Annotated in this window: 21 protein-coding genes, 3 tRNA genes, 1 rRNA gene and 1 riboswitch; of the genes, 8 read left to right on the top strand and 17 right to left on the bottom strand. The window is 42.1% G+C overall.

The window, feature by feature from the left end:
• The first annotated feature begins 41 nt into the window (after positions 1 to 41).
• Positions 42 to 1,895, top strand: coding sequence for a cation:proton antiporter (locus NQT69_RS15355; RefSeq protein WP_256828566.1), 1,854 nt, complete (start codon positions 42 to 44; stop codon positions 1,893 to 1,895).
• A gap of 209 nt (positions 1,896 to 2,104) precedes the next feature.
• Positions 2,105 to 3,361 carry an aromatic amino acid transport family protein gene (locus tag NQT69_RS15350; RefSeq protein ID WP_256828565.1) on the top strand — a complete coding sequence of 419 codons (1,257 nt, stop codon included), beginning with the start codon at positions 2,105 to 2,107 and terminating at the stop codon, positions 3,359 to 3,361.
• Positions 3,362 to 3,606: 245 nt separating this feature from the next.
• On the opposite strand, the gene NQT69_RS15345 is transcribed toward NQT69_RS15350, so the two are convergent.
• The 4 genes from NQT69_RS15345 to orn form a co-directional block, all read right to left on the bottom strand.
• Positions 3,607 to 3,682: transfer RNA gene (locus NQT69_RS15345), tRNA-Gly, on the bottom strand.
• A 167-nt stretch (positions 3,683 to 3,849) separates the two neighbouring features.
• Positions 3,850 to 3,925, bottom strand: a tRNA-Gly gene (locus NQT69_RS15340).
• A 115-nt stretch (positions 3,926 to 4,040) separates the two neighbouring features.
• Positions 4,041 to 4,116, bottom strand: a tRNA-Gly gene (locus NQT69_RS15335).
• Between the two features lie 162 nt (positions 4,117 to 4,278).
• Positions 4,279 to 4,824, bottom strand: a complete 546-nt coding sequence (gene orn, locus NQT69_RS15330; protein ID WP_256828564.1) for an oligoribonuclease — start codon at positions 4,822 to 4,824, stop codon at positions 4,279 to 4,281.
• A 121-nt stretch (positions 4,825 to 4,945) separates the two neighbouring features.
• Between orn and rsgA the strand changes: the two genes are divergently transcribed.
• The gene (gene rsgA / locus NQT69_RS15325) at positions 4,946 to 6,001 is read left to right on the top strand and encodes a small ribosomal subunit biogenesis GTPase RsgA (RefSeq protein ID WP_256828563.1); all 1,056 of its coding nucleotides are present in this window, start codon (positions 4,946 to 4,948) and stop codon (positions 5,999 to 6,001) included.
• A gap of 15 nt (positions 6,002 to 6,016) precedes the next feature.
• Complete coding sequence (asd, locus tag NQT69_RS15320; RefSeq protein ID WP_256828562.1) at positions 6,017 to 6,883, top strand: archaetidylserine decarboxylase; 867 nt, start codon at positions 6,017 to 6,019, stop codon at positions 6,881 to 6,883.
• A 32-nt stretch (positions 6,884 to 6,915) separates the two neighbouring features.
• On the opposite strand, the gene NQT69_RS15315 is transcribed toward asd, so the two are convergent.
• The 8 genes from NQT69_RS15315 to NQT69_RS15280 all read right to left on the bottom strand — a co-directional run bounded on the left by NQT69_RS15315 (position 6,916) and on the right by NQT69_RS15280 (position 14,480).
• Positions 6,916 to 7,668, bottom strand: a complete 753-nt coding sequence (locus tag NQT69_RS15315) for a HesA/MoeB/ThiF family protein (RefSeq protein WP_256828561.1) — start codon at positions 7,666 to 7,668, stop codon at positions 6,916 to 6,918.
• A gap of 3 nt (positions 7,669 to 7,671) precedes the next feature.
• Positions 7,672 to 9,189 (bottom strand): thiamine phosphate synthase, encoded by a 1,518-nt coding sequence (gene thiE / locus NQT69_RS15310; protein ID WP_256828560.1) that lies wholly within the window; start codon positions 9,187 to 9,189, stop codon positions 7,672 to 7,674.
• A 16-nt stretch (positions 9,190 to 9,205) separates the two neighbouring features.
• Positions 9,206 to 9,991: a thiazole synthase gene (locus tag NQT69_RS15305; protein WP_256828559.1), complete on the bottom strand. Its 786-nt coding sequence runs from the start codon at positions 9,989 to 9,991 to the stop codon at positions 9,206 to 9,208.
• Between the two features lies 1 nt (position 9,992).
• Positions 9,993 to 10,190, bottom strand: coding sequence for a sulfur carrier protein ThiS (gene thiS, locus NQT69_RS15300; protein ID WP_256828752.1), 198 nt, complete (start codon positions 10,188 to 10,190; stop codon positions 9,993 to 9,995).
• Between the two features lie 8 nt (positions 10,191 to 10,198).
• Positions 10,199 to 11,200, bottom strand: a complete 1,002-nt coding sequence (locus NQT69_RS15295; protein ID WP_256828558.1) for an FAD-dependent oxidoreductase — start codon at positions 11,198 to 11,200, stop codon at positions 10,199 to 10,201.
• 83 nt (positions 11,201 to 11,283) lie between these two features.
• Positions 11,284 to 13,236, bottom strand: a complete 1,953-nt coding sequence (gene thiC, locus NQT69_RS15290; protein WP_256828557.1) for a phosphomethylpyrimidine synthase ThiC — start codon at positions 13,234 to 13,236, stop codon at positions 11,284 to 11,286.
• A 152-nt stretch (positions 13,237 to 13,388) separates the two neighbouring features.
• Positions 13,389 to 13,499, bottom strand: a riboswitch (TPP riboswitch).
• 54 nt (positions 13,500 to 13,553) lie between these two features.
• Positions 13,554 to 13,955 (bottom strand): META domain-containing protein, encoded by a 402-nt coding sequence (locus tag NQT69_RS15285; RefSeq protein ID WP_306174076.1) that lies wholly within the window; start codon positions 13,953 to 13,955, stop codon positions 13,554 to 13,556.
• 129 nt (positions 13,956 to 14,084) lie between these two features.
• The gene (locus tag NQT69_RS15280; RefSeq protein ID WP_256828556.1) at positions 14,085 to 14,480 is read right to left on the bottom strand and encodes an acyl-CoA thioesterase; all 396 of its coding nucleotides are present in this window, start codon (positions 14,478 to 14,480) and stop codon (positions 14,085 to 14,087) included.
• Positions 14,481 to 14,600: 120 nt separating this feature from the next.
• Between NQT69_RS15280 and NQT69_RS15275 the strand changes: the two genes are divergently transcribed.
• Positions 14,601 to 16,694 carry a TonB-dependent receptor gene (locus tag NQT69_RS15275; protein ID WP_256828555.1) on the top strand — a complete coding sequence of 698 codons (2,094 nt, stop codon included), beginning with the start codon at positions 14,601 to 14,603 and terminating at the stop codon, positions 16,692 to 16,694.
• Between the two features lie 69 nt (positions 16,695 to 16,763).
• On the opposite strand, the gene epmA is transcribed toward NQT69_RS15275, so the two are convergent.
• Both epmA and efp read right to left on the bottom strand, forming a co-directional pair.
• Complete coding sequence (gene epmA / locus NQT69_RS15270; protein ID WP_256828554.1) at positions 16,764 to 17,738, bottom strand: elongation factor P--(R)-beta-lysine ligase; 975 nt, start codon at positions 17,736 to 17,738, stop codon at positions 16,764 to 16,766.
• A gap of 57 nt (positions 17,739 to 17,795) precedes the next feature.
• The gene (gene efp / locus NQT69_RS15265) at positions 17,796 to 18,362 is read right to left on the bottom strand and encodes an elongation factor P (protein ID WP_256828553.1); all 567 of its coding nucleotides are present in this window, start codon (positions 18,360 to 18,362) and stop codon (positions 17,796 to 17,798) included.
• Between the two features lie 42 nt (positions 18,363 to 18,404).
• Between efp and epmB the strand changes: the two genes are divergently transcribed.
• Positions 18,405 to 19,418 (top strand): EF-P beta-lysylation protein EpmB, encoded by a 1,014-nt coding sequence (gene epmB / locus NQT69_RS15260; RefSeq protein WP_256828552.1) that lies wholly within the window; start codon positions 18,405 to 18,407, stop codon positions 19,416 to 19,418.
• Here epmB and NQT69_RS15255 read toward each other — a convergent pair.
• Entirely contained in the window at positions 19,415 to 19,624 is a 210-nt protein-coding gene (locus NQT69_RS15255) for a hypothetical protein (protein WP_087534599.1), read from the bottom strand. The two genes, epmB and NQT69_RS15255, sit on opposite strands and share 4 nt — an antisense overlap.
• A gap of 72 nt (positions 19,625 to 19,696) precedes the next feature.
• Between NQT69_RS15255 and NQT69_RS15250 the strand changes: the two genes are divergently transcribed.
• Positions 19,697 to 19,987, top strand: coding sequence for a prephenate dehydrogenase (locus NQT69_RS15250; protein WP_256828551.1), 291 nt, complete (start codon positions 19,697 to 19,699; stop codon positions 19,985 to 19,987).
• 39 nt (positions 19,988 to 20,026) lie between these two features.
• On the opposite strand, the gene NQT69_RS15245 is transcribed toward NQT69_RS15250, so the two are convergent.
• Entirely contained in the window at positions 20,027 to 20,524 is a 498-nt protein-coding gene (locus NQT69_RS15245) for a DUF3016 domain-containing protein (RefSeq protein ID WP_256828550.1), read from the bottom strand.
• Positions 20,525 to 20,746: 222 nt separating this feature from the next.
• Here NQT69_RS15245 and galE point away from each other — a divergent pair, with 222 nt between their 5' ends.
• Positions 20,747 to 21,760, top strand: coding sequence for a UDP-glucose 4-epimerase GalE (galE, locus tag NQT69_RS15240; RefSeq protein ID WP_256828549.1), 1,014 nt, complete (start codon positions 20,747 to 20,749; stop codon positions 21,758 to 21,760).
• A 621-nt stretch (positions 21,761 to 22,381) separates the two neighbouring features.
• Here the strand turns inward: galE and rrf are convergent.
• Positions 22,382 to 22,496 (bottom strand): 5S ribosomal RNA (gene rrf / locus NQT69_RS15235).
• Positions 22,497 to 22,525: the final 29 nt, after the last annotated feature.

The raw sequence follows: 22,525 nt of genomic DNA, 5'->3' as shown, positions 1-22,525 counted from the left end.
CCTACTCTTAACTGAAGTGATAAATAAGGAATACCTCTTCTATGTCAGCTATTTATATCGCGGGGATCGCACTTTGTTCCGTCCTTGCGCAATGGGTTGCTTGGGCTTTTAAAGTTCCAGCAATTTTATTTTTACTACTCACAGGTTTATTGCTTGGTCCTGCGTCAGGTGTATTAGATCCAGATGCTTTATTAGGCGATTTACTATTTCCTGTTGTCTCTTTAAGTGTTGCCGTCATTTTATTTGAAGGCTCACTAACCCTACATTTCAAAGAACTCAAAGGGATAGGTAAAGTAGTTCGTAACTTATGCTCAATTGGCATGATTGCTACCTGTATTATAATTAGTCTCAGCGCTTACTGGATTTTAGAGCTTAACTGGCGAGTCGCAGCGGTGCTGGGTGCCGTATTGGTCGTTACAGGCCCTACTGTTATTGCCCCTTTACTTAATTCGATGCGCCCCACCCAAGATATTGACCGTATTTTGCGTTGGGAAGGCATTGTTATAGACCCCATTGGCGCACTATTTGCTGTTCTGGTTTTTGAAGCTGTTATGCTGGTTGGCCAAGGCGAAGTTTTTGCTCATACCCTTATTGCACTATTTAAAACGCTAGGTGTAGGTTTATCTATTGGTGTGGTTGCAGGCTGGCTTACAACTTTGTTGATTCGCAGAGAGTGGTTACCATTTGAATTACATAAATTTGGTATATTAGCTTTAGTGCTTATTAGTTTTACCATTTCTAACCACCTAAGCCATGAATCTGGGTTACTGGCTGTAACAGTATTTGGTATCTGGTTAGCAAACCAAGATGACTTAGAAATTGACTCTGTTTTAGAGTTTAAAGAAGACCTGTCGATGATTCTAATCTCGACATTATTTATATTGCTTGCTGCTCGATTGCAGCTCTCTGATTTAATGATGCTCGACGGTGACGTATTTATCTTTCTAGCCGTTGTGTTATTTATTGCGCGTCCTGTCTGTATTGCAATTTCAACCTTTGGCTCGGACTTACCACTTAAATCACGTTTAGTGCTCGGATGGATAGCGCCCCGCGGCATAGTGGCTGCAGCTGTAGGCTCGGTGTTTGCTCTGAGCATGATGGAAGCAGGTGTCGCAGACGCAGAAAAGATAGTACCGTTAATATTTACTGTAATCATTATTACTGTGGTACTGCAAAGCTTAACCGCAATTCCTGTTGCTAAGCTGTTGGGTGTACGTCAACCTTCACCGAATACAATACTAATCATTGGTGCAAACCATGTCGCTCGCGCGATTGCTAAAGGGCTAAACGATCAAAATATTCCAGTGCATTTGTCAGATCCAGCATGGGAAAACTGTAAAATGGCGCGGATGGATGGCTTGCCTTGTTACTATGGTAATCCACAGTCAGAGCATGCTGAGCGCTACCTGCCCCTAACCACTATACGCAGCGTGCTTGCACTGTCACCTAATAGGCATCATAACGCGCTAGGCGTGCAATACTTTTCTCATTTATTAAACGAAAAAAATGTTTTTTCACTGCGTTCCTCTACAAACCATGCTAAAGCAAATAAGGACAGTGCTACATTTTTGTCACGCCAAATTTTGTTTGGTGACAACGGTGCCTATGCGCGTCTAAGTAGCTTGATTGCAAAAGGCGGTAAAGTCAGTGCCACACGGATCTCCGAAGAATTTAGCTGGGAGAAATACCAAGAAATGAATAGCGAAGCTATTCCATTATTTATTTTACAAGGTGATAAAGATGGTGATGCGGATTCGCCTACCAAGGTTCGGCCATTTACTATTAATATGGAAAAGCCACCACAAGAAGGCGAACGTATCGTGGCTCTGCAGCCCCCTAAAATGTCAGTGTTAAAAGATCCTAATAACGGGAAAACGAAAGAGCCAAAAGAGTAAAGTGGTAAAGCTAGGAATCTAATTCCTAGCTTTCCTTCTAGCTAATTATCTGAAAGTAATAACCTAATTACAGGCAACTTACTAAAACATGACAACCTGTAACCCTTCCCTTACAGCATAGTTATGTTAATACATCGACAAAACATGCATTAATGCTTCAACTTATATATGCTGCCGCCAAATTATTATTCTAAGCTGGTGGAGTGTAAATGAGCTCATATCAAGATGTAACGCAATTAGATGCATCGACAACAAGTAAAACAAAGTGGAACCTGCATGATACTCAGTGGGTTTTAAGTCTATTTGGCACCGCGGTTGGTGCTGGGATCCTGTTTTTACCAATCAATATTGGTATTGGCGGATTTTGGCCTTTGATCATTTTAGCCTGTTTAGCTTTTCCTATGACCTTTTTAGCTCACCGAGGTTTAGCACGATTTGTGCTATCATCAAAAAACAACAATGCCGATTTCACTGATGTGGTGGAAGAGCATTTCGGTATTAATGCTGGTCGCCTTATTTCATTGCTCTACTTTTTATCTATCTTTCCAATTTTACTTATCTATGGTGTAGGGTTAACTAATACTGTTGATAGCTTTATCGTAAATCAGCTTGGTATGGAGTCACCTTCACGAGTGTTACTTTCAGGAATCCTTGTCGCGGGAATGATAAGCCTAATGCTGGGCGGTGAAAAACTCATGCTACGCGCTTTCGCTATTTTAGTTTACCCCTTAGTAGCTATTTTATTCTTTTTATCTATTTACTTAATTCCTAGTTGGCAAATGCCTAATATGGCTTTTCCTGAGCTGGGTAGCTTTGCTAAAACTCTGTGGTTATCTGTGCCTATTATTGTATTTTCATTTAGTCATGCCGCTGCAATTTCAAGTTTTGCCAATGTACAACGCGGTCACTATGGCAATGACGCTGGCACTAAGTCAGAAGCGATACTTAAGCGTACAAGCTTGCTGCTGATAGTATTTGTACTGTTATTTGTATTTTCGTGTGTACTTTCTCTTTCAACAGAGCAAATGGCGCAGGCAAAAGCTCAGAACGTGTCTATCTTATCGTATTTAGCAAACATTACTGAGAACTCATTTATAGCAACTCTAGGCCCTCTAGTGGCGTTTATAGCCATTACATCATCGTTCTTAGGGCACTTTTTAGGCGCGCGTGAAAGCTTCAATGGCTTAGTCACTAAGCAAACTAAACTAAGTATGAAGAGTGCTGATAAGCTGGGTGTGGCAATTATGTTTTTTGCTATCTGGTTTTGTGCAGTTAAAAACCCGAGCATCTTAGATATGATGGATCAACTCTCAGGTCCTATTATTGCCATGATCTTATTTATCATGCCAATGATAGCCGTATTTAAAGTTCCAGCACTGCAAAAATACCGTGGCAAAAGTGCTTATTTTATCTTATTTATGGGCAGCTTAGCGGTACTTGCGCTACTTTATAGCTTTATAAAATAGTAAGTAGAGACAAAAAAGCCCAGCAGATGCCACCCATCTGCTGGGCTTTTTTATTTGCTTAAGACAAGCGATACTGATCTTTTAGGGTAATTTCGGCACGAAGGTTGTTACCAAGTGAGCTAAGTAAAAGCGAGTAAAAAAGAGTTAGTATTGGCATTGGGGAAAACACTATTGCACAGTTTTTTCGCTAAAGCAGTATTTTAAAGTAGCTAAGTATTTAGAAAGTATGGAGTTTAAAAAGAGATTGGAGCGGCACACGAGGCTCGAACTCGTGACCTCGACCTTGGCAAGGTCGCGCTCTACCAACTGAGCTAGTGCCGCATTTAGAATAGTCAGTAATTTGTCCGTTGGTGCGCGACGAGTCGCGGTAAAACGTTCTGGCAACTGAGCTAATGCCACATCATATTCAGGTTCTAGGTTCTAGCAAAAGCTTGTAACTTTTGTCTTTTACCTTGGAAACTATTAGCCAATTTCTTTTGGTGAGAAATTGGAGCGGCACACGAGGCTCGAACTCGTGACCTCGACCTTGGCAAGGTCGCGCTCTACCAACTGAGCTAGTGCCGCATCATATTCAGATTCTAGGTTCTAGGTTCTAGGTTCTAGGTTCTAGGTTCTAGCAAAAGCTTGTAACTTTCGTCTTTTACCTTGAAACTATTAGCCAATTTCTTTGGTGAGAAATTGGAGCGGCACACGAGGCTCGAACTCGTGACCTCGACCTTGGCAAGGTCGCGCTCTACCAACTGAGCTAGTGCCGCATTTCTAGGTTCTAGGTTCTAGGTTCTATCAATATTAAACCTTGTTCCTTTAACCTTTCTTCTTGAATCTTTAACTTCTACTTAAACACACTAACCCCGCGGGGGTTATCGTCTTAAGCGGGGCAGGATTTTACAATAATTCGATGTGTTTGCAAGTATTTTTTACAAATTAAAGAATTTTTCTCGGTAGACTTTCAATTCCATTATGGAATCTTTAATGTCATCGAGTGCAAGGTGTGAACCTTTTTTGTTCACTTGCGCTAAAACCTCTGGTTTCCAACGTCTAGCAAGCTCTTTAATGGTGCTCACGTCTAAGTTGCGGTAATGGAAATAATCTTCCAACTCGCGCATATACTTATTCATAAAGCGTCTATCTTGGCCAATAGAATTTCCACACATAGGCGATGCCCCCGCAGGAACCCATTGTTTTAAAAATTCAATAGTCTGCTCAACAGCATACGCTTCATCATAAGTACTTGCTTTACAGCGAGCGGTTAGTCCTGAGTTACCATGTTGAGTAGTGCACCACTCATCCATACCATCTAATAGTTCATCACTTTGATGAATAGCGATAGTTGGGCCTTCAGCCAAGATGTTAAGCTCACTATCGGTGACAACAGTCGCTATTTCGAGTATTTTGTCTGTACTTGGTTCTAGACCTGTCATTTCGAGGTCGAGCCAAATCAGATTTGATTTATGAAAAGACATAATTACCTTGCGGTGCTTTCCTTTAGATCTAACGCATTTAGATATATCATATTAGTATCATCAGTCGACCTAAAGCTTTTTTTTCAAAAAGCGCGACATTTAACTAAGTTATAGGCCAAAAGTGGCAAAACAGAAGAAATTAAGTAAAGGCCAGTCTCGTAGGATCAAGGCCAATCACCAAAAGCGCTTGTCTAATGCTGATACAAAAGCGGCACAAGGCAACGAGCAATTACAAAATGACAATTTAGGCCCTGCTGAAAATGCAGTGGTGATTAGTCGTTTTGGTCAACATGCCGACATCGAAACCGATAATGGCGATGTACTGCGCTGTAATATTCGTCGTACAGTGAAAGGCATTGTTTGCGGTGATGAAGTACAGTTTCGCCGAGCAAAAGTCAGCGAAGGCGATATTGCGGGTGTTATTGAGGCAATGCATGAACGGCGCTCACAATTAACTCGCCCCGATTTTTACGATGGCGTTAAAGTTGTCGCAGCAAATATTGATCAAATATTAATGGTCTCTGCGGTGCTACCTGAGTTCACCGCGAATATTATCGACCGCTATCTGGTGGCTTGTGAAGATATGGGAATAGAGCCGATTTTAGTGCTCAATAAAATTGACCTTATCGACGAGCAAGGCCTTAAAGCTATTGAGGAAGTACTCGATATCTATCGCAAACTCGGCTATCAAGTTTTACTGGTGAGTAATAAAACCGCAGAAGGCATAGATGCTTTAAAGCAAACGTTAGTGGGTAAAAATAGCATTTTTGTCGGTCAAAGTGGTGTTGGTAAATCGACATTAGTTAATACCGTACTGCCTGATGCTGAAATCTTGACTAAAGAGGTCTCTGAAAACAGTGGACTGGGTCAGCATACAACCACAGTGTCGCGGTTACACCATTTACCCTCAGGTGGTAACCTTATCGACTCTCCAGGTATTAGAGAGTTTGGCTTATGGCACTTAGAGGTTGAACGAGTAACTTGGTGCTTTAAAGAATTCCGCGAATTTATTGGCGGTTGCCGCTTTCGCGACTGTAAACATTTAAACGACCCTGGCTGTATAATTCGCCAAGCGGTTGATGATGGTGATATTTCAGAGCTGCGCTTTGACAGTTACCACCGAATATTAGAAACAATGGCCGATGGCCGTGCTGGAGCCCGTGCTCCTCGCGTTTAAATTAGGAAGAAACAAGTGAGTTTAGATAAATTCAAAATTACCATGCAATATGCAATGCCAAAACATTTTCTATCTCGCATGGTAGGTAAATTAGCTGCTGCACGACTTGGTGGCTTAACAACATGGTTAATTAAACTATTCATTAAACAATATAAAATTGATATGAGTGAAGCTCAGTATAGTGAGCCAAGCCATTACAAAACCTTTAATGAATTTTTTACCCGCCCACTTAAAGAGGGTGTACGCCCATTAAGTGCGCAAAGTGACATAATCGCTCACCCTGTGGATGGTGCAATTAGCCAGCTTGGCGCGATTGTTGATGGCCAGCTTATTCAAGCGAAAGGTCACGACTACAGCTTACAAGCACTGCTTGGTGGCTCAGAGCAAGACACAGCGCCATTTCTAGGCGGCGAGTTTGCGACGATTTATTTAGCGCCAAAAGATTATCACCGTATTCATATGCCAATCGACGGCACATTAAGCAAAATGATTTATGTGCCAGGTGATTTATTCTCGGTAAACCCACTAACAGCGCAAAACGTGCCTAATTTATTTGCACGTAATGAGCGTGTAGTAGCGATTTTTGACACCGAGATTGGCCCTCTTGCGATGGTACTAGTCGGTGCGACGATAGTAGCCAGTATTGAAACTGTTTGGGCGGGTACAGTAACACCACCAGCAGGAAAAGACGTATTTAGTTGGAATTACCCAGCCACTGGTGATAATGCTATTACCTTGAAAAAAGGTGAAGAAATGGGCCGTTTTAAACTCGGCTCAACAGTTATTTTAGCCTGGGGTGCTAATCAGGCAGAAATCTTAGCTGATCAACAGCCTGAAACCGTAACCCGCATGGGCACACCGTTCGCCAAAATAAACAATTAAGCAATAATAAGCGCGAGTATTACCTCGCGCTTTTAATCTCTTCCACACTCAGTGCATTGCGCCGCTTTCGTTAATTTAAATTGCTGTTGCGTCAAACTCAAACCATCAAAACGTACAAACTGGCTCCCCTCGTGGTGCCCCAATATCAGGTTAATAGCTAATAGCGCCTGCATTGAGCCTATTACTCCCAATAATGGGCTCAATACGCCAGCATTATCACAATTTAATGTTTGTTGTTGAGGCTGCTGTGGGAACAAGCAGCCGTAGCAAGGGCTATCTGACAAGCGAAAATCAAAACACATCAACTGCCCTTCACTGGCTATCGCCGCACCTGATATCAGCGGAACCCCTGCCTTTAAACAAAAACGGTTAACGGTATAACGAGTAGTAAAGTTATCACTGCAATCCAGCACCAAGGTGGCCCCGGCAAAAATTTGCTCGGCATTTTGCTCAGTTAATTGCTGCTCAATGCTATTCACAGTAATTTGATTATTCAAACTACCAAGCACTTTACCAGCGGCGCTCACTTTGGCTTGTCCTAAGTGGTTTACTTTATAGAGCACTTGGCGTTGTAGGTTAGAAAGCTCAACTTTATCGTCATCCAGTAGCGTGAGCTCTCCCACACCAGAGGCGGCTAAATATAATAGTGCTGGGCTGCCTAAACCGCCCGCACCAACCACCACCACATGGGCTGCTTTTAATTTTAGCTGACCTTCAAGACCCACTTCTTTGAGCATTAAGTGGCGGCTATAACGCAGCTGCTCTTTGCCAGATAACTCACTCATTATTTATTGACCTATAGCGCTTTGTAAATCAGCAATAGCTTGTTGGTAGTCATCAGCTTCGGTAATGGCTCTTACCACTGCTACACTACCAACACCGGTTGCAGCCACTTCACTGGCACGGGTTAAGTCTATTCCACCAATCGCTACTGTCGGGTAATCTTTCATTAACGGCACAAAGTGTTTGAGCTTTTCAAGACCTTGTATTTGCCCTGTCATATCTTTGGTGGTGGTTGGGTAAATAGCGCCAAACGCCATATAACTTGGGCGATAATTATGTGCGCGGAGCATTTCATAAAAACCGTGAGTCGAAAGCCCTAAGTGCAAACCAGCCTCTTTAATAGCAACTAAGTTAGCCTCAAGTAAATCTTCTTGCCCTAAATGTACGCCGTAAGCACCGTGTTTAATGGCAAGTTGCCAATGATCGTTTATATACACGTTACCTTCATATTTTTGGCCAAGAGTAACAGCGGCTGCAACGGCAGTATCAAGCTCGGCTTCACTACCCTGTTTGATACGTAACTGCACGGTTTTAATACCTTGCGCTAAGCATTTCTCAAGCCAATCAATCGTATCAACGACCGCATATAAACCTAGCTGCTTGCTTTCACACGCTGCAAAGTTAGCGGCCATAGTAAACTCATTCGGCGCATCAAAATCTAGCTCATCACCGAGCCAGCTTCCCGCTTCAATAACTTGTGGGTAATCGTCAATCTTTTCTGGGAAACAGGTTTGTGCAACGGGGCCAATGCCTTCGCCATAACGCACAGCTGCTTTTAAGCCTTGGTTGATATACGCTTTTGCTAAAATAAACGCATCTTTTAATGGGTATTGTTTTGCTAAGCACGCCGCAATAACCGACGCCATACTACACCCTGTGCCATGGCTATGCGGTGTGGCAATTTTTTCATTGCCAAGCCAGTATTCATTGTCACCATCAGTACAGTAATCAATACAGTAGCCACTTGGGTAATCCCAATGCCCACCTTTGATCACCACCGCTTTTGCTCCCCAGCTTTGCAGCTTTTCAGCCGCTTCAATAACCGCGCTTGGGCCAATTAAGTAAACACCTGTTAATAGTTGGGTTTCATGGGTGTTTGGGGTGATCACATCCACCAGCGGCAATAAACATTCTTTTATTGCGCTAACGGTATCTTCTTCAGTGAGTAAGTCACCGCTACTGGCAATGGCTACGGGGTCGTAAACCACTAAAGGTGGGGTCGGCCATGTGGCTTGATAATGCTTAATATGCTCACTAATTAGCTGTATTTGCTGTACGTTGGCGAGCATACCTATTTTAATCACGCTTGCTTTCATGTCGCTGGCCAGAGCAAGTAGTTGTGATTCAATCACCTCAGTTGAAATAGGGTTTAGCGATTCAACACCTAAACTATTTTGCGCCGTGAGTGCAGTAATGGCTGTACAGCCATGCACGCCAAAACTTTGCATGGCTTTAATATCGGCTTGAATACCTGCACCACCGCCAGAGTCGGAGCCAGCAATTGTCCAAACAACTTGATTCATCGTTATTCCTAATTTATTACGTTTGATGCCAAAAAGGCATACCCATCGTAGGTGTTGATGGCGCGGCAACCTCTTTTTCTGGCATTGCTTTGGCTTTATAAGCAAAACGCCCAGCATCGACTGCCGCTTTAAAGGCATGACTCATGGTAACAGGGCAACCTGCTCCTGCAATAGCCGAATTTAATAATACTGCATCATAACCCAGCTCTAATGCTTGGCAGGCATGAGAAGGTAAACCAAGGCCAGCATCAACAATCAGTGTTAACTCTGGTAAACGCTCGCGAATTGTTTTTAAATTATATTGGTTTAATAAGCCTTTACCTGTGCCAATAGGCGCTCCCCAAGGCATCAATACTTCGCAGCCAATATCGGCTAATCGCTGACACAGCACTAAGTCATCGGTGCAATAAGGCAATACCTTAAAACCATCATCCATTAGTATTTTGGTCGCCTCTAGCAACGCAAAAGGATCGGGCTGTAAATTATATTCATCTCCAATAAGCTCTAGTTTTATCCAATCAGTTGAAAACACTTCACGGCACATTTGCGCCAATGTTACTGCTTCTTTTACACTATGGCACCCTGCAGTATTGGGTAATATTTTTAAGCCAGTGTCTTTTATTAGCTGCCAAAAGTCATCCCCAGCGGCTGCACTTTGCTGGCGGCGCAGCGATACGGTAACCACTTCTGCGCCAGAGGCAATAATAGACTCAGCCATAATTGCCGGCGACGGATAAAGAGCTGAACCTATTAGTAAACGACTGGTGATTTGTTCACCGTAAATGCTAAAGCTATCACTCATGTTAACCCCCTTGAATGGGCGAAAGTAGCTCAATGCTATCGCCTTCTTTAAGGGCAGTACTAGAACAATTATTACGAGGTATAAAATCGCCATTTAACGCCACGGCGTAAGGCTCTTTAGCAGCGAACTCTTCTAACACTATGACTAATGTTGCTTGATTTGCGGCTTCGAAAGGCTGGCCATTAATTGTTATTTTCATCATTTAACCTAATTTATTAGCGCCACTGCTTCGGCCACTAAGCTTGGTGCAAGCAAGTAGCCGTGTCGGTACAAACCATTAATACTGATAACCTTACCTTGGTGTTTGACTTGTGGGCGATTATCACTAAACGCAGGACGTAGTCCAGTTTGAATATTTATAATACGCGCTTCGGCAAACCCGCTATGTACAGTGTAGGCCGCCGATAACAACTCAAGGGTTGAGCGTACTGTTGCTGGGCCGTTATCTTGAGACTCGATTTCAGTCGCGCCAATAACGTATTCATGATTTGGCTTAGGTGCAATATAGAGTGGGTAGCGCGGGTGCATTAATCGTACAGGGCGCGTGAGGTTTACCTCGGGCGCATGTAAACGAATCACTTCTCCTCGTACACCTCGTAGCTGGTGCGCAGCGCCTTTAGCGCCTAACCCTCTGCAATCAATAATATAATCAAATGACTGCTGAAATCGCTCACAAGTGACATCAACATTTTCACCAAACTTAAAACTAACGGCTCGTTTTTGCAATGTATTATAGCTTGCTTGATAAAACGCCTGATTATCTATTTGCCCTTCGCAAGGTAAATACACGCCTTGATTAAAGCGCCCAGATAATTCAGGTTCAAGCTCACTTATATGTGGCCCACTTAATTGCTGAGCATGGTGATTAGCCAACGGTTTTAAGCGTTCAGTAAAGCTCTGTAAGTCGCCTTTGTCTTGTTGATGAGCAACCACCAAGGTACCTTGCTGCTGAAAAAACACAGTTTCATCAAGTTGCGCTAAAATTCCCGGCCAGCGACTTATTGAGTCAAGCCCCATTAGCGCCAAGTCTTGTTCACATAAAACCGACTCGGCTAAAGGCGCCAGCATGGCTGCAGCAACACGCCCAGCACTATTACGTGCCTGTGCGTCATCGGCTTCATACACGGTCACATTATGCGCTAAGCTTAATTCAAGCGCCGCCAAGCGCCCTGTTAAGCCAAACCCCACCACCGCAATGTTGTAAGACATAATATCCTCTGAGCTTTAAGCCATAAGCGATAAGTCATAAGCAACCTTGCTTACAACTTAAAGCTTATCGCTTATAACTAGTTTTATATCGCTTTATGATAAATCTCTGAGCCGGTTTGCTTAAACTCTTCAGATTTTGCTTTCATTTCAGCTTCCACATCAACCATTTTGATCTCAATGGCATCACCTACGTTGTTAGGGTCTATGCCACGGGCTTCTAAGTCTTTGGCGTATTCACGCACTTCTTGGGTGATTTTCATTGAGCAGAACTTTGGTCCACACATTGAGCAAAAATGCGCTACTTTACCTGATTCTTGCGGTAAGGTTTCATCATGATATTCACGGGCACGCTCAGGGTCTAAGCCAATATTAAATTGGTCATGCCAGCGGAACTCAAAACGAGCTTTAGATAACGCATTATCACGCTCTTGTGCACCTGGGTGGCCTTTGGCTAAATCCGCCGCATGGGCTGCTATTTTATAGGTAATTAAGCCTTCTTTTACGTCTTCTTTATTTGGTAAGCCTAAATGCTCTTTAGGTGTTACATAGCAAAGCATGGCACAGCCATACCAAGCAATTTGCGCCGCACCAATCCCCGACGTAATGTGGTCATAACCTGGAGCGATATCTGTTGTTAATGGGCCCAATGTATAAAAAGGCGCTTCGTCACAATGCTTAAGCTGCTCTTCCATATTTTCTTTGATCATATGCATTGGTACATGACCTGGGCCTTCAATAAACACCTGTACGTCGTGTTTCCACGCTATTTTTGTAAGTTCACCTAAGGTGCGTAGCTCACTAAACTGCGCTTCATCGTTAGCATCTGCAATTGAGCCTGGACGCAAGCCATCACCGAGTGAAAAGCATACATCGTACTGCTTTAATATTTCGCAGATGTCTTCAAAGTGAGTGTACAGGAAGTTTTCTTTATGATGCGCTAAACACCACTTCGCCATAATAGAACCACCGCGCGATACAATCCCCGTCACACGCTTGGCTGTCATTGGTACGTAACGAAGTAAAACACCGGCGTGAATAGTAAAGTAATCAACGCCTTGCTCAGCTTGTTCAATTAATGTATCGCGAAATATTTCCCAGGTTAAGTCCTCTGCTACGCCGTTTACTTTTTCAAGGGCTTGGTAAATGGGTACGGTACCGATTGGCACCGGTGAGTTACGTACTACCCACTCGCGCGTTTCGTGAATATAACGGCCAGTTGATAAGTCCATTACTGTGTCGGCGCCCCAGCGGGTTGACCACACCATTTTTTCAACTTCTTCTTCGATAGATGAACTTACCGATGAGTTACCAATATTGGCATTTACTTTCACTAGAAAATTACGCCCTACAATCATTGGCTCTGTTTCTGGGTGATTAATATTGTTAGGAAGTATTGCGCGGCCACGAGCAATTTCATCACGAACAAATTCAGGGGTAATAAACTCCGGGATACTCGCCCCGAACGATTCGCCTTTATGTTGCTCAGCTAATAGCTCTTCACGAATTTTGGCACGGCCCATATTTTCACGAATAGCAACATACTCCATCTCTGGAGTGACAATACCTTGGCGAGCATAATGCATTTGCGTCACATTTTTACCGGCTTTAGCACGGCGAATTTTTGGTAAGTGTTCAAAGCGAATATGATCGAGCCCTTCATCGGCCATACGTTGCTGTGAAAACTTAGAAGTCACGGATTCTAATACCTCAGTATCTCCGCGACTTTCTATCCATTGCTCGCGATATTTATCTAACCCTTTACGGACATCTAAGGTGAAACTAGAATCTGTATAAGGCCCCGATGTATCGTACACTCTAATTGGCTCATTTGGTTCATAGATAGGGTTTTCATCGGTACCACCTATAAATGTATCACTCAGCGTAATTTCTCGCATACCCACGCGTACATTTTGTTGCGTGCCCTCAACATACACTTTGTGAGAACTTGGGAATGGTTGCCCGGTAAGGTTATAAATATAATCTGATGCAGCCGCACGGGTTTCGCGGCGAGACGGTTTATTTGATGTATTTGACATGACTTACCTCATTGCTAAAAGGGTTGTCTTGTCAGATATTGCGATGCAATAGAGAGTAGCAACTGCTACATGGATCGTAGGTTGTATTACTAAAAGTACTACCAACCTTGGCAGCCACAGTGCTTGTGACCAAAACATGGCGCACAAGCACCTGTTTAAGGCAGCTTGTTCCCTACGCAGGTGTTAGCCTGATCAGGTTCACGGATCCCGCTTTCGCGATCTCAGCCTTTGAGTTAATTCTCAAGGCACTCCGACAAGTAAAAATTCTTTAATTTTCGAGGTTGAGTGTACGTTAGATACCGTTAGCCTGCAAGCGCTTAACTTGCTGGAATAAACACAAAGGTTTGTTCGCCATTTAAAATCAATTGCTGTGATTGCAATTGGATCTGGGCACCTTGCTTTAAAGAATCGAGTAATTGTTGCTCAAATTGATCAAGTTGCTCGCCGCAAGACTTTCTTGTCATACCTAGTTTATTGATGCTTAATTGATTATCCATTAAATCACCCTCACCAAAAAATTTGTTACAACCGGCAAAGCCATTAACTTGTAATGCTTCAATAAAACTTAAGGATGCGTTATAAGACGCAGGAATTGCTAGACCATCAACGCGTGATAGTTGCCACTTAGTGTATTTTAATTGCTCACTGGTGACTGTCCCTGTCGATGAGCAGCCAATACAAAAACCGATAATAAGCATCGGTATTGCTGCTAATTTCATGTAATTACTAACCTAAAACTCAATCGGAACATAATAGCAATAATTAACCACAGATACCGTTAATAATGCATGTTTTTAATGTAAAAAATTGTTCTAAGATAGTAATAAAAGCTCAACCATAAGAATTATCTATATGGCTTTAAATAGATGATCTATTTCTTCTGGCAAAAAAGGTCGCCCATGTTCATTAACAGATGTGCCAATGACCAGCGCTTTTAACATTACTTTTTCATCATCTTTGCGTATTACAGTTTGACGAAAGCCAAACTTTAATCGGCTTATACGCTCAGGCTCCACCACGACATAAAACTCATCGCCAGGGAGTAGTGATTGCTTGTAATCCATTTCACTGCGCATCACTACAAGGTTTATTTTTTCTCGAGCAAGCTTAGCAAAATCAATACCGTTGGCATGCAAAAACTCATGACGAGCATGCTCAAGGTAGTTAAAATAGACACTATTATTTACTATACCTTGTAGATCACATTCATAATCACGCACTTTAAAATCAACTTTAAAGGTCATATTAATATTCCTAATTATGTATACTGTGCGCGTTTATAGCATATTTATACAGCTGGTATCACGACTTTAATGAGAATAGTTGTTATCATGCACGTCCCTGAAATGGAGTTAAGAAACCGAATGAAACTACGTCTGTCTTTAATTACTGCTGCACTATTACCATTGTTGAGCGTTCCAGCGCTTGCTGAAGATACCGATCTTGAAAAAATAGTGGTCACTGGAGATTTTCAAAAAGAAAGCATTCAAACATTAAGCGCTAGTGCGAGTTTATTCAGTGAGCACGAAATTAATGAACGTGGTGCCACATTTCTCGATGAAATGCTTGCCAGTGCAGCCAATGTAAACTTTTCAGCAGGGGCATCGCGCGGGCGTTATATTCAAATTCGTGGGGTGGGTCTACGCTCTCAGTTTGTTGATCCCATTAACCCATCTGTTGGCTTAGTTATTGACGGTATTAATTATTCGGGTTTAGGTGGCAGCTCGCTGTTATTTGACGTAGACCAAATTGAAATTTACCGTGGTCCGCAAGGGACGCGTTTTGGTGCCGATGGTATGGCGGGTATGATTCAAATGGAATCAGCCGATCCCACTTTTGACCCAAATGTCAAAGTGCAGCTCGGCGCCGGTAACTACAATAGTTATGAAGCAGGGGTTACCGCAGGTATCGGTATCACTGATAGCACCGCAGTACGTGGTAGTATTTATCAACGTGAATCTGACGGTTATCAAGACAATTTATACCTAGATAGACCAACACAACAGCAAGATGAAATGGTTGGCCGCTTTAAACTACATAGCCAACTTACAGATCATTTACGCTCAGAGCTAAGCGTTCATTACATTGATATCAACAACGGCTACGATGCATTTACCCTTGATAACAGCCGCAACAGCGTAGCTGATGAGCCTGGCCAGGATAACCAAGAGAGTATTGCTGTTGGTCTTGCCAATATTTACACAGGCTTTGATTTATTTGACGTTAGCTTAAATCTCTCAGGTATTGATAGTGATTTAGTATATAGCTTTGATGAAGACTGGGTATGCAACGATGCAAATGAGCCAGAATTGTGTGCAGCTGGTCTGCATCCTGAAGGCTATAGCTCCACTGATATTTATTTACGTGATCGTCAAGACCAAGCTGCTGAGCTGCAATTTAATGGTAAAGGCGGTAACTGGGTAGCTGGGCTTTATTATCAAGGCAGAGATGTTGATTTAGAACGTCAATACACATGGTTATCAAACCCGTTTGCTTCAAAATATGAAACCAATAACACTGCTATTTATGGTCAGTTAGCCACGCCTATCGGTAATAAAACAACGTTAGTGACTGGACTACGTATAGAGCAATACCAAGGTGATTACACTGACAATAATGGCTTTATTGAAGAAACTGATGATCTAATGGTGGGCGGTAAACTAGCTCTTGAATATCAAGTTATTGATCGTACCATGATCTACACTAGTCTTACTCGTGGCTATAAAGCAGGCGGTATTAACTCTGAAGCATTAGCAAAAGCAAAAGATGACGGCCTGAATCTAGATGCAGATTTTTTTCAAAACCACACAAGTTTTGCTCCAGAGTATTTATGGAGTGGTGAGTTTGGTGTCAAAGGCAGTTCATTGGATGATAAGTTTACACTGCGGTTAGCAGCATTTTACATGTACCGTGAAGATATGCAGCTAAAAGCTTGGCAAGTTCAAGACCAGAAATTTACAGGTTATGTTGATAATGCCAGCTCCGGTGAAAACTATGGGCTGGAGATTGAAGGCAGCTACCAATTAACTGATGATCTATTTATAACCGGTAGTGCGGGATATTTAAATACTAAAATCAATGATTTTGTAGCGCAATCGGGTTTAGATCAAGATGGCCGAGAGCAAGCACAATCACCTAAATACCAATACGCATTCACGGCGCGCTATAACTTCACTAATGAGTTATTTGCCACAATTGGTGTTGAAGGTAAAGATGATTACTACTTCTCTGATAGTCACAACTCGCAAGCCCCCAGTGTTAATTTAGTTAACTTCACTGCTGGTTACGAGGCTGATCAATGGTCAATTCGCGCCTGGGCACGTAACGTGTTTGATGAAGAAGTGCCTACTCGTGGTTTCGAGTTTGGTAATGATCCTACTGACGGTTGGCAAACGCACACCTATACACAATTTGGTGAGCCAATGGTTGCAGGTGTTACGTTCATATACGAATTATAATTAATAGGTGCTAGGTTATTAGGTACTAGGATTTCCTAGCATCTAGTTACCTAGTACCTAGCTCTTCAATTAAGCCCTATCTACATCAAATGCGATGACTTCTTTTATTGTTTGTTTTTGTGTCGCTAACATCACTAACCTGTCAATTCCAAGTGCGACACCTGCACATTGCGGCAAACCATGCTCTAGCGCTTTAATTAAGCGCGAGTCTATAGGTACCTCGTTCAAGTTATTTTTTTTACGATAGGCATTATCATCCATAAACCTTTTCGCTTGCTCCTGAGCGTCTGTAAGCTCATTAAAGCCATTAGCCAGCTCCATGTTTTGATAATAAAGCTCAAATCGTCCAGCAACGCGCTCATCGTGCTCACAAATGCTTGCTAGAGCGGCTTGAGAGGCCGGAAAGTGGTAAACAAAGCAAGGCTTATCTTGGCCTATCATAGGCTCAACTTTCATGCAGAATAACAATTGCAATAACGTATCACGGTGGGTTTCTTCTGCAGCAATATCAGCAAAGCCCTGCTCAGTAGCAAGTTGTTGTAATTGCTCAAGAGTTGCTACGAGAGGATCAAGGCCTAACACTTGCTCAAAGGCCTGCTGATAAGTTAACCGCTCAGCGGGTTGTACACCAAGCACTAATTGCATTAACTCATCTATTTCATCCATTAATGCAAATTCATCAAACCCTGGGCGATACCATTCCAACATAGTAAACTCAGGATTATGATGCTTACCAGCCTCTTCATTCCTAAATGCTTTACAGATTTGATAAATGGCACCACTGCCTGCCGCTAGCAGCCGTTTCATTGCAAATTCAGGTGATGTTTGTAGATATAAATCGAGCCCTGCTGCATAGCCTGGGCCGACAAAATGCGTATTAAAGCTCGCCAAATGTATATCAGTGACGCTTGCAGCACTTAAGCTAGGGGTTTCGACTTCCATCACATTGCGCTGATAAAAAAACTCACGAATAGTGCGTAAAATCACGGCTCGCTGTTGCAACGTTGTAACCTGCGCACTAGGCGCCCATAGATCTGCTGACATATTTTCTCCAAAAAAAATCCCAGCTTAAGCTGGGATTTAATTAAGTCATGTTAATGCTTACTTAACACGGCTTACGTATTCACCACTACGCGTATCGACTTTAATTACTTCACCTATTTGCACAAATAATGGAACACGTACAACAGCACCTGTACTTAAAGTAGCTGGCTTGCCACCCGTGCCTGCAGTATCGCCTTTGAGGCCTGGATCTGTTTCGGTGATTTCAAGTTCAACAAAGTTAGGCGGAGTCACAGCAATTGGGCTGCCGTTCCACAAAGTTATTGTACAAACATCATTTTCAACTAACCACTTACCTGCGTCACCCAATGCTTTTTCATCAGCAGCGATTTGTTCAAATGTTTCGTTGTTCATGAAATGCCAAAACTCACCATCAGTATAAAGATAAGCAAGATCAGTATCCATTACATCAGCGCCTTCAACAGACTCACCTGACTTAAATGTTTTTTCAAGAACTTTACCAGAGATAAGCTTACGGATACGAACACGGTTAAATGCTTGGCCTTTGCCAGGTTTAACCATTTCATTTTCTAAAATACTACAAGGTTCGCCGTCCATCATAATTTTTAGGCCGCCCTTGAACTCATTAGTGCTATAATTCGCCATCGTTTCCTCTGTTTAATAATTTTTCGAGTAATCTACTTACCAATGATACAAAGAAATGAAGCAAATTTGCATAAAAACTGGCAAAAAGAATTAGCTAATGTTGTTACTTGCCCAAAAACCTTACTCGAAATGGTCGGGTTATCAAGCCAAGTACATGAAAAGGACATAAAAGCCCGTAGTTTGTTTCCTGTGCGCGTGCCAATACCCTTTATAAAAAAAATGCGCTATGGGGATGCAAACGATCCACTTTTACTGCAAGTAATGCCACGCCACCAAGAGTTTATTGAAAAAACCGGGTTTAGTAACGACCCTCTGCAAGAGCAAGACAATAAGCAAGCAGGACTACTACACAAATATAAATCCCGTGTGCTAGTAATGTTTAAAACAGGTTGTGCGGTAAATTGTAGATACTGCTTTCGCCGCCACTTTCCCTATCAAGAAAACCAGCTAAACAAGCGTAGTTTAGTTGATGCGCTGGAGTACATAAAATCAGACGATAATATCAATGAGGTTATTCTTAGTGGTGGCGATCCACTGATGGCCAAAGATGATGCGATCAGTTGGTTTATGGATGAACTAGAACAATTACCGCAAATTAAACGCATGCGTATTCATAGTCGCTTACCAGTAGTAATACCCGCAAGAATAACAGAACAGCTTTGCGATCGTTTAGCGAAGTCACCTTTAAAAGTTATATTTATCAACCATATAAATCACGCCAATGAAGTAGATGATGATTTTAAAGCTGCTATGCAACTATTAAAAAAAGCAGGTGTTACTTTGCTTAACCAAGCAGTTATTTTAAAAGAAGTAAATGATTCAAGTGCAGCACAAATAGCACTTAGTGAGGCATTGTTTGATGCGGATATATTACCTTACTATTTGTACTTGTTAGACAAAGTTTCAGGTGCAAGTCATTTTGATATTGCTGAGAATCAGGCACGAAAAATCCTCGCTGATATGCTAATTGCATTGCCAGGATTTTTAGTACCTAAGTTAGTTCGAGAGATTGGCGGGCAGCAAAGCAAAACCCCTATCGATCTGAAACTAATTTAAACGTATACGTTTACGTTATTGCCCAGTGTAGCCGTAACAGACTTGGCTGGTGTTTGTGCAACACTCGAAGATGCGGCACCTTCAATTAATGCTAAAGCAGCAGCGCCATCGGCTTTTTGTTGCTTTTTCGCAAGCGCAGCACTATAAACTTCTGCACTTTCACCTGCGCCACTCATGGCAGGTAAATTTCCACCTGATATATTCATAGTTCAGTACCTGACTTTTAATTACAATCCAAGTAGTATATCGGCATTGCAGTCTAAAGCTTTAGGAAAAAAATGGATTCAATTATCGAGCAACTCAATGCAAACTTAAAAGTTGTTTATCGTCAATCACTTGATGCTGATAAAAAGTTAGATGAACTTCAACAACAAGGCCATGGTAAATTCAAATCATTGTTCCCTGCAGAGGCAGGCTTTGGCTTTGAAGCAAAAAGGTTTAAACCGTATGTGTTAGATGTCGCTGCAGATGTAGAAAGTTTAAGTTCTGACGGGTTTAATGAGGAAAAACTAAAAACGACGGTACTTAAATTACAACAATTACTACAATTGTTAGCTACATTTAAGTGATCTAAAAGCGCTAACTGATCAAGTCAGCGCTTATGCTCACTATTTCTGGTTAATTTGAGGCAGTAATTCTTTATCAAACCAGTCCGTAATCAAGCGTTTATCATAATAAAACTCTTCATCACGACCCATTTTAATTCTATCCATAAAACCCATATCTTTTAGCGAGATATTGTCGCTTTCAGTAATAATTTTCCCTTCGCTATCAGCCAGAGAGTATTTAAACTCAATACGCGGAAAGTAAATTGGTTTGATAATTCTAAGTTCATTCATACCACCAAAACGAACATCGCCCGCTAAATCAAGTTCAGTCACTTCAACGTTAAACTTATAACCTTCAGGTAGTTGCTCAGCCAGTTTACTAAAGTGCTTTTCAAAGCTAGAAGCAATACGTTTATGGTAAGCCCCTTTAGTATCATTAGAAGGACGTACATCTCGATAATCGTTAAAGTCTTGCCACTTTACGACAGCCTCCCCTGCGTGTGCAATTGCAGGAAGTACAAAGACCATGGCCATTACAACTTTTTTGAAAGTATTCATTTTATTCTCCAAAAACACTCAGGGTAATTCTAATTAAAATAATAACAGCACCAACTTAACTATAGCTTAACCCAATCAACGCCGATTGTTATCATTTATAAATATTTGTAATCAAAAATATAACAAATGTACTGTATCATTACTAAAGTTTGAATTTAAAACATGTAATGAAAGTGAATTTGTGATGAAATTAGCTTAGTTCATCTTATATATGGAGATTCCATGACAATTTTAGTAACTGGTGGCGCAGGATACATTGGCTCACACACCGTAGTTGAATTATTAACGCAAAATAACGACGTTGTTGTCATTGATAACTTAAGTAACTCTAGTGTTGAGTCACTTGAACGTGTAAAAAAAATTACTGGAAAATCAGCACATTTTTACCAAGGCGACATTCTAGATAAAAACTTCCTAGCAGGTATTTTTACCAAGCATACGATAGACAGTGTCATTCATTTTGCTGGGCTTAAAGCTGTAGGCGAATCGGTTGTAAAACCGATTGAGTACTACCAAAATAATGTACAAGGTACATTAACACTGATTGATGCAATGCGAGATGCAGGTGTATTCAAGCTAGTATTTAGTTCATCTGCCACAGTTTATGGTGATCCTGCAAGCTTACCTATTCGCGAAGACTTCCCAGTGGGTGGTACCACGAACCCTTATGGCACATCAAAGCTGATGGTTGAAATGATGCTACAAGATATCGCTAAATCTGATGAACGCTTTGCATTCGCGATTTTACGCTACTTTAACCCTGTTGGAGCACATGAGTCAGGGCTTATTGGTGAAGACCCAAATGGCATCCCAAACAATCTGCTTCCTTATATATCACAAGTTGCAGTTGGTAAGCTAAAACAGTTAGGTGTATTCGGTGATGACTACGACACGATTGATGGCACTGGTGTCCGTGATTATATTCATGTTGTAGACCTCGCTTTAGGGCACTTAAAAGCACTTAATAAAATAGCTCAACATACAGGTGCCCATGTGTATAACCTTGGTACAGGTAATGGCTATTCTGTACTTGAAATGCTTAATGCTTTTAGTAAAGCTTGCGGTAAAAAAGTTCCATATCGTGTATCACCTCGTCGCCCTGGTGATATTGCCGCATGCTACGCAGCTCCTGAGAAAGCTTTACAAGAGCTAGAATGGCAAGCAGAACGAGGCATTGACATTATGATGCAAGATACGTGGCGTTGGCAAAGTAGCAACCCTAATGGGTATAAATAAAAGTATCTACCAAATCTATAAAACCGCTTTTAAGCGGTTTTTTTTATATCTATAAAATATGCGAGTTGGTATTAACTTGTAAGTAACGCGAGTTTGCGAGTTTTATCAGAAGAATTTTTAAACGCGGTAGTCAAGTACTTCGCCTCTTTACTCTCGCAGCTTTAAATCGGGGCTGAAGCCTCCTCCTACAATAACTTTGACAGCGCGCAACACGTTAAGCCCTACGCTTTACTCTCGCTAACTCGCTTACTATTTCACTTTCCTGTAAACGTAAAAAGCCCGACTCTTTCGAATCGGGCTTTCTCTTATCTGGAGCCATGGTGCGCTACGCAGTAGGATGACGTAGTGCCCACAGCGGTAGAGAGCCACATAAAAATGCTACACTATCATTGGCCGGGGCTCGCCTTCGAGCTGTTTCGTTTCACTACTGAGTCCGGTATGGGGTCTTGGCTACGAACTTTACCCGTGGGTTTCATGATATGGGTTTCATGATATTCAAGCCACACTACGGTGCTCAGGTTGACGCAGTGCGGCTCGCTAACTTTATGCTCGCTTACTATTTCACTTTCCTGTAAACGTAAAAAAGCCCGACTCTTTCGAATCGGGCTTTCTCAATTTGGAGCCTGGCGATGACCTATTTTCACATAACAAATGCTACACTATCATCGGCGCTGTTTCGTTTCACTACTGAGTTCGGCATGGGATCAGGTGGGTCCAAAACGCTATTGTCACCAAGCAAATTGGGTGTCAGTCCGTATTTCTACG

Source organism: Pseudoalteromonas shioyasakiensis, from assembly GCF_024518675.1.
In the GTDB taxonomy this organism is placed as follows: Bacteria; Pseudomonadota; Gammaproteobacteria; order Enterobacterales; family Alteromonadaceae; genus Pseudoalteromonas; species Pseudoalteromonas shioyasakiensis_B.
Note: the sequence above shows the minus strand (reverse complement) of the source record. Positions and strands in the feature narration are given on the sequence as shown.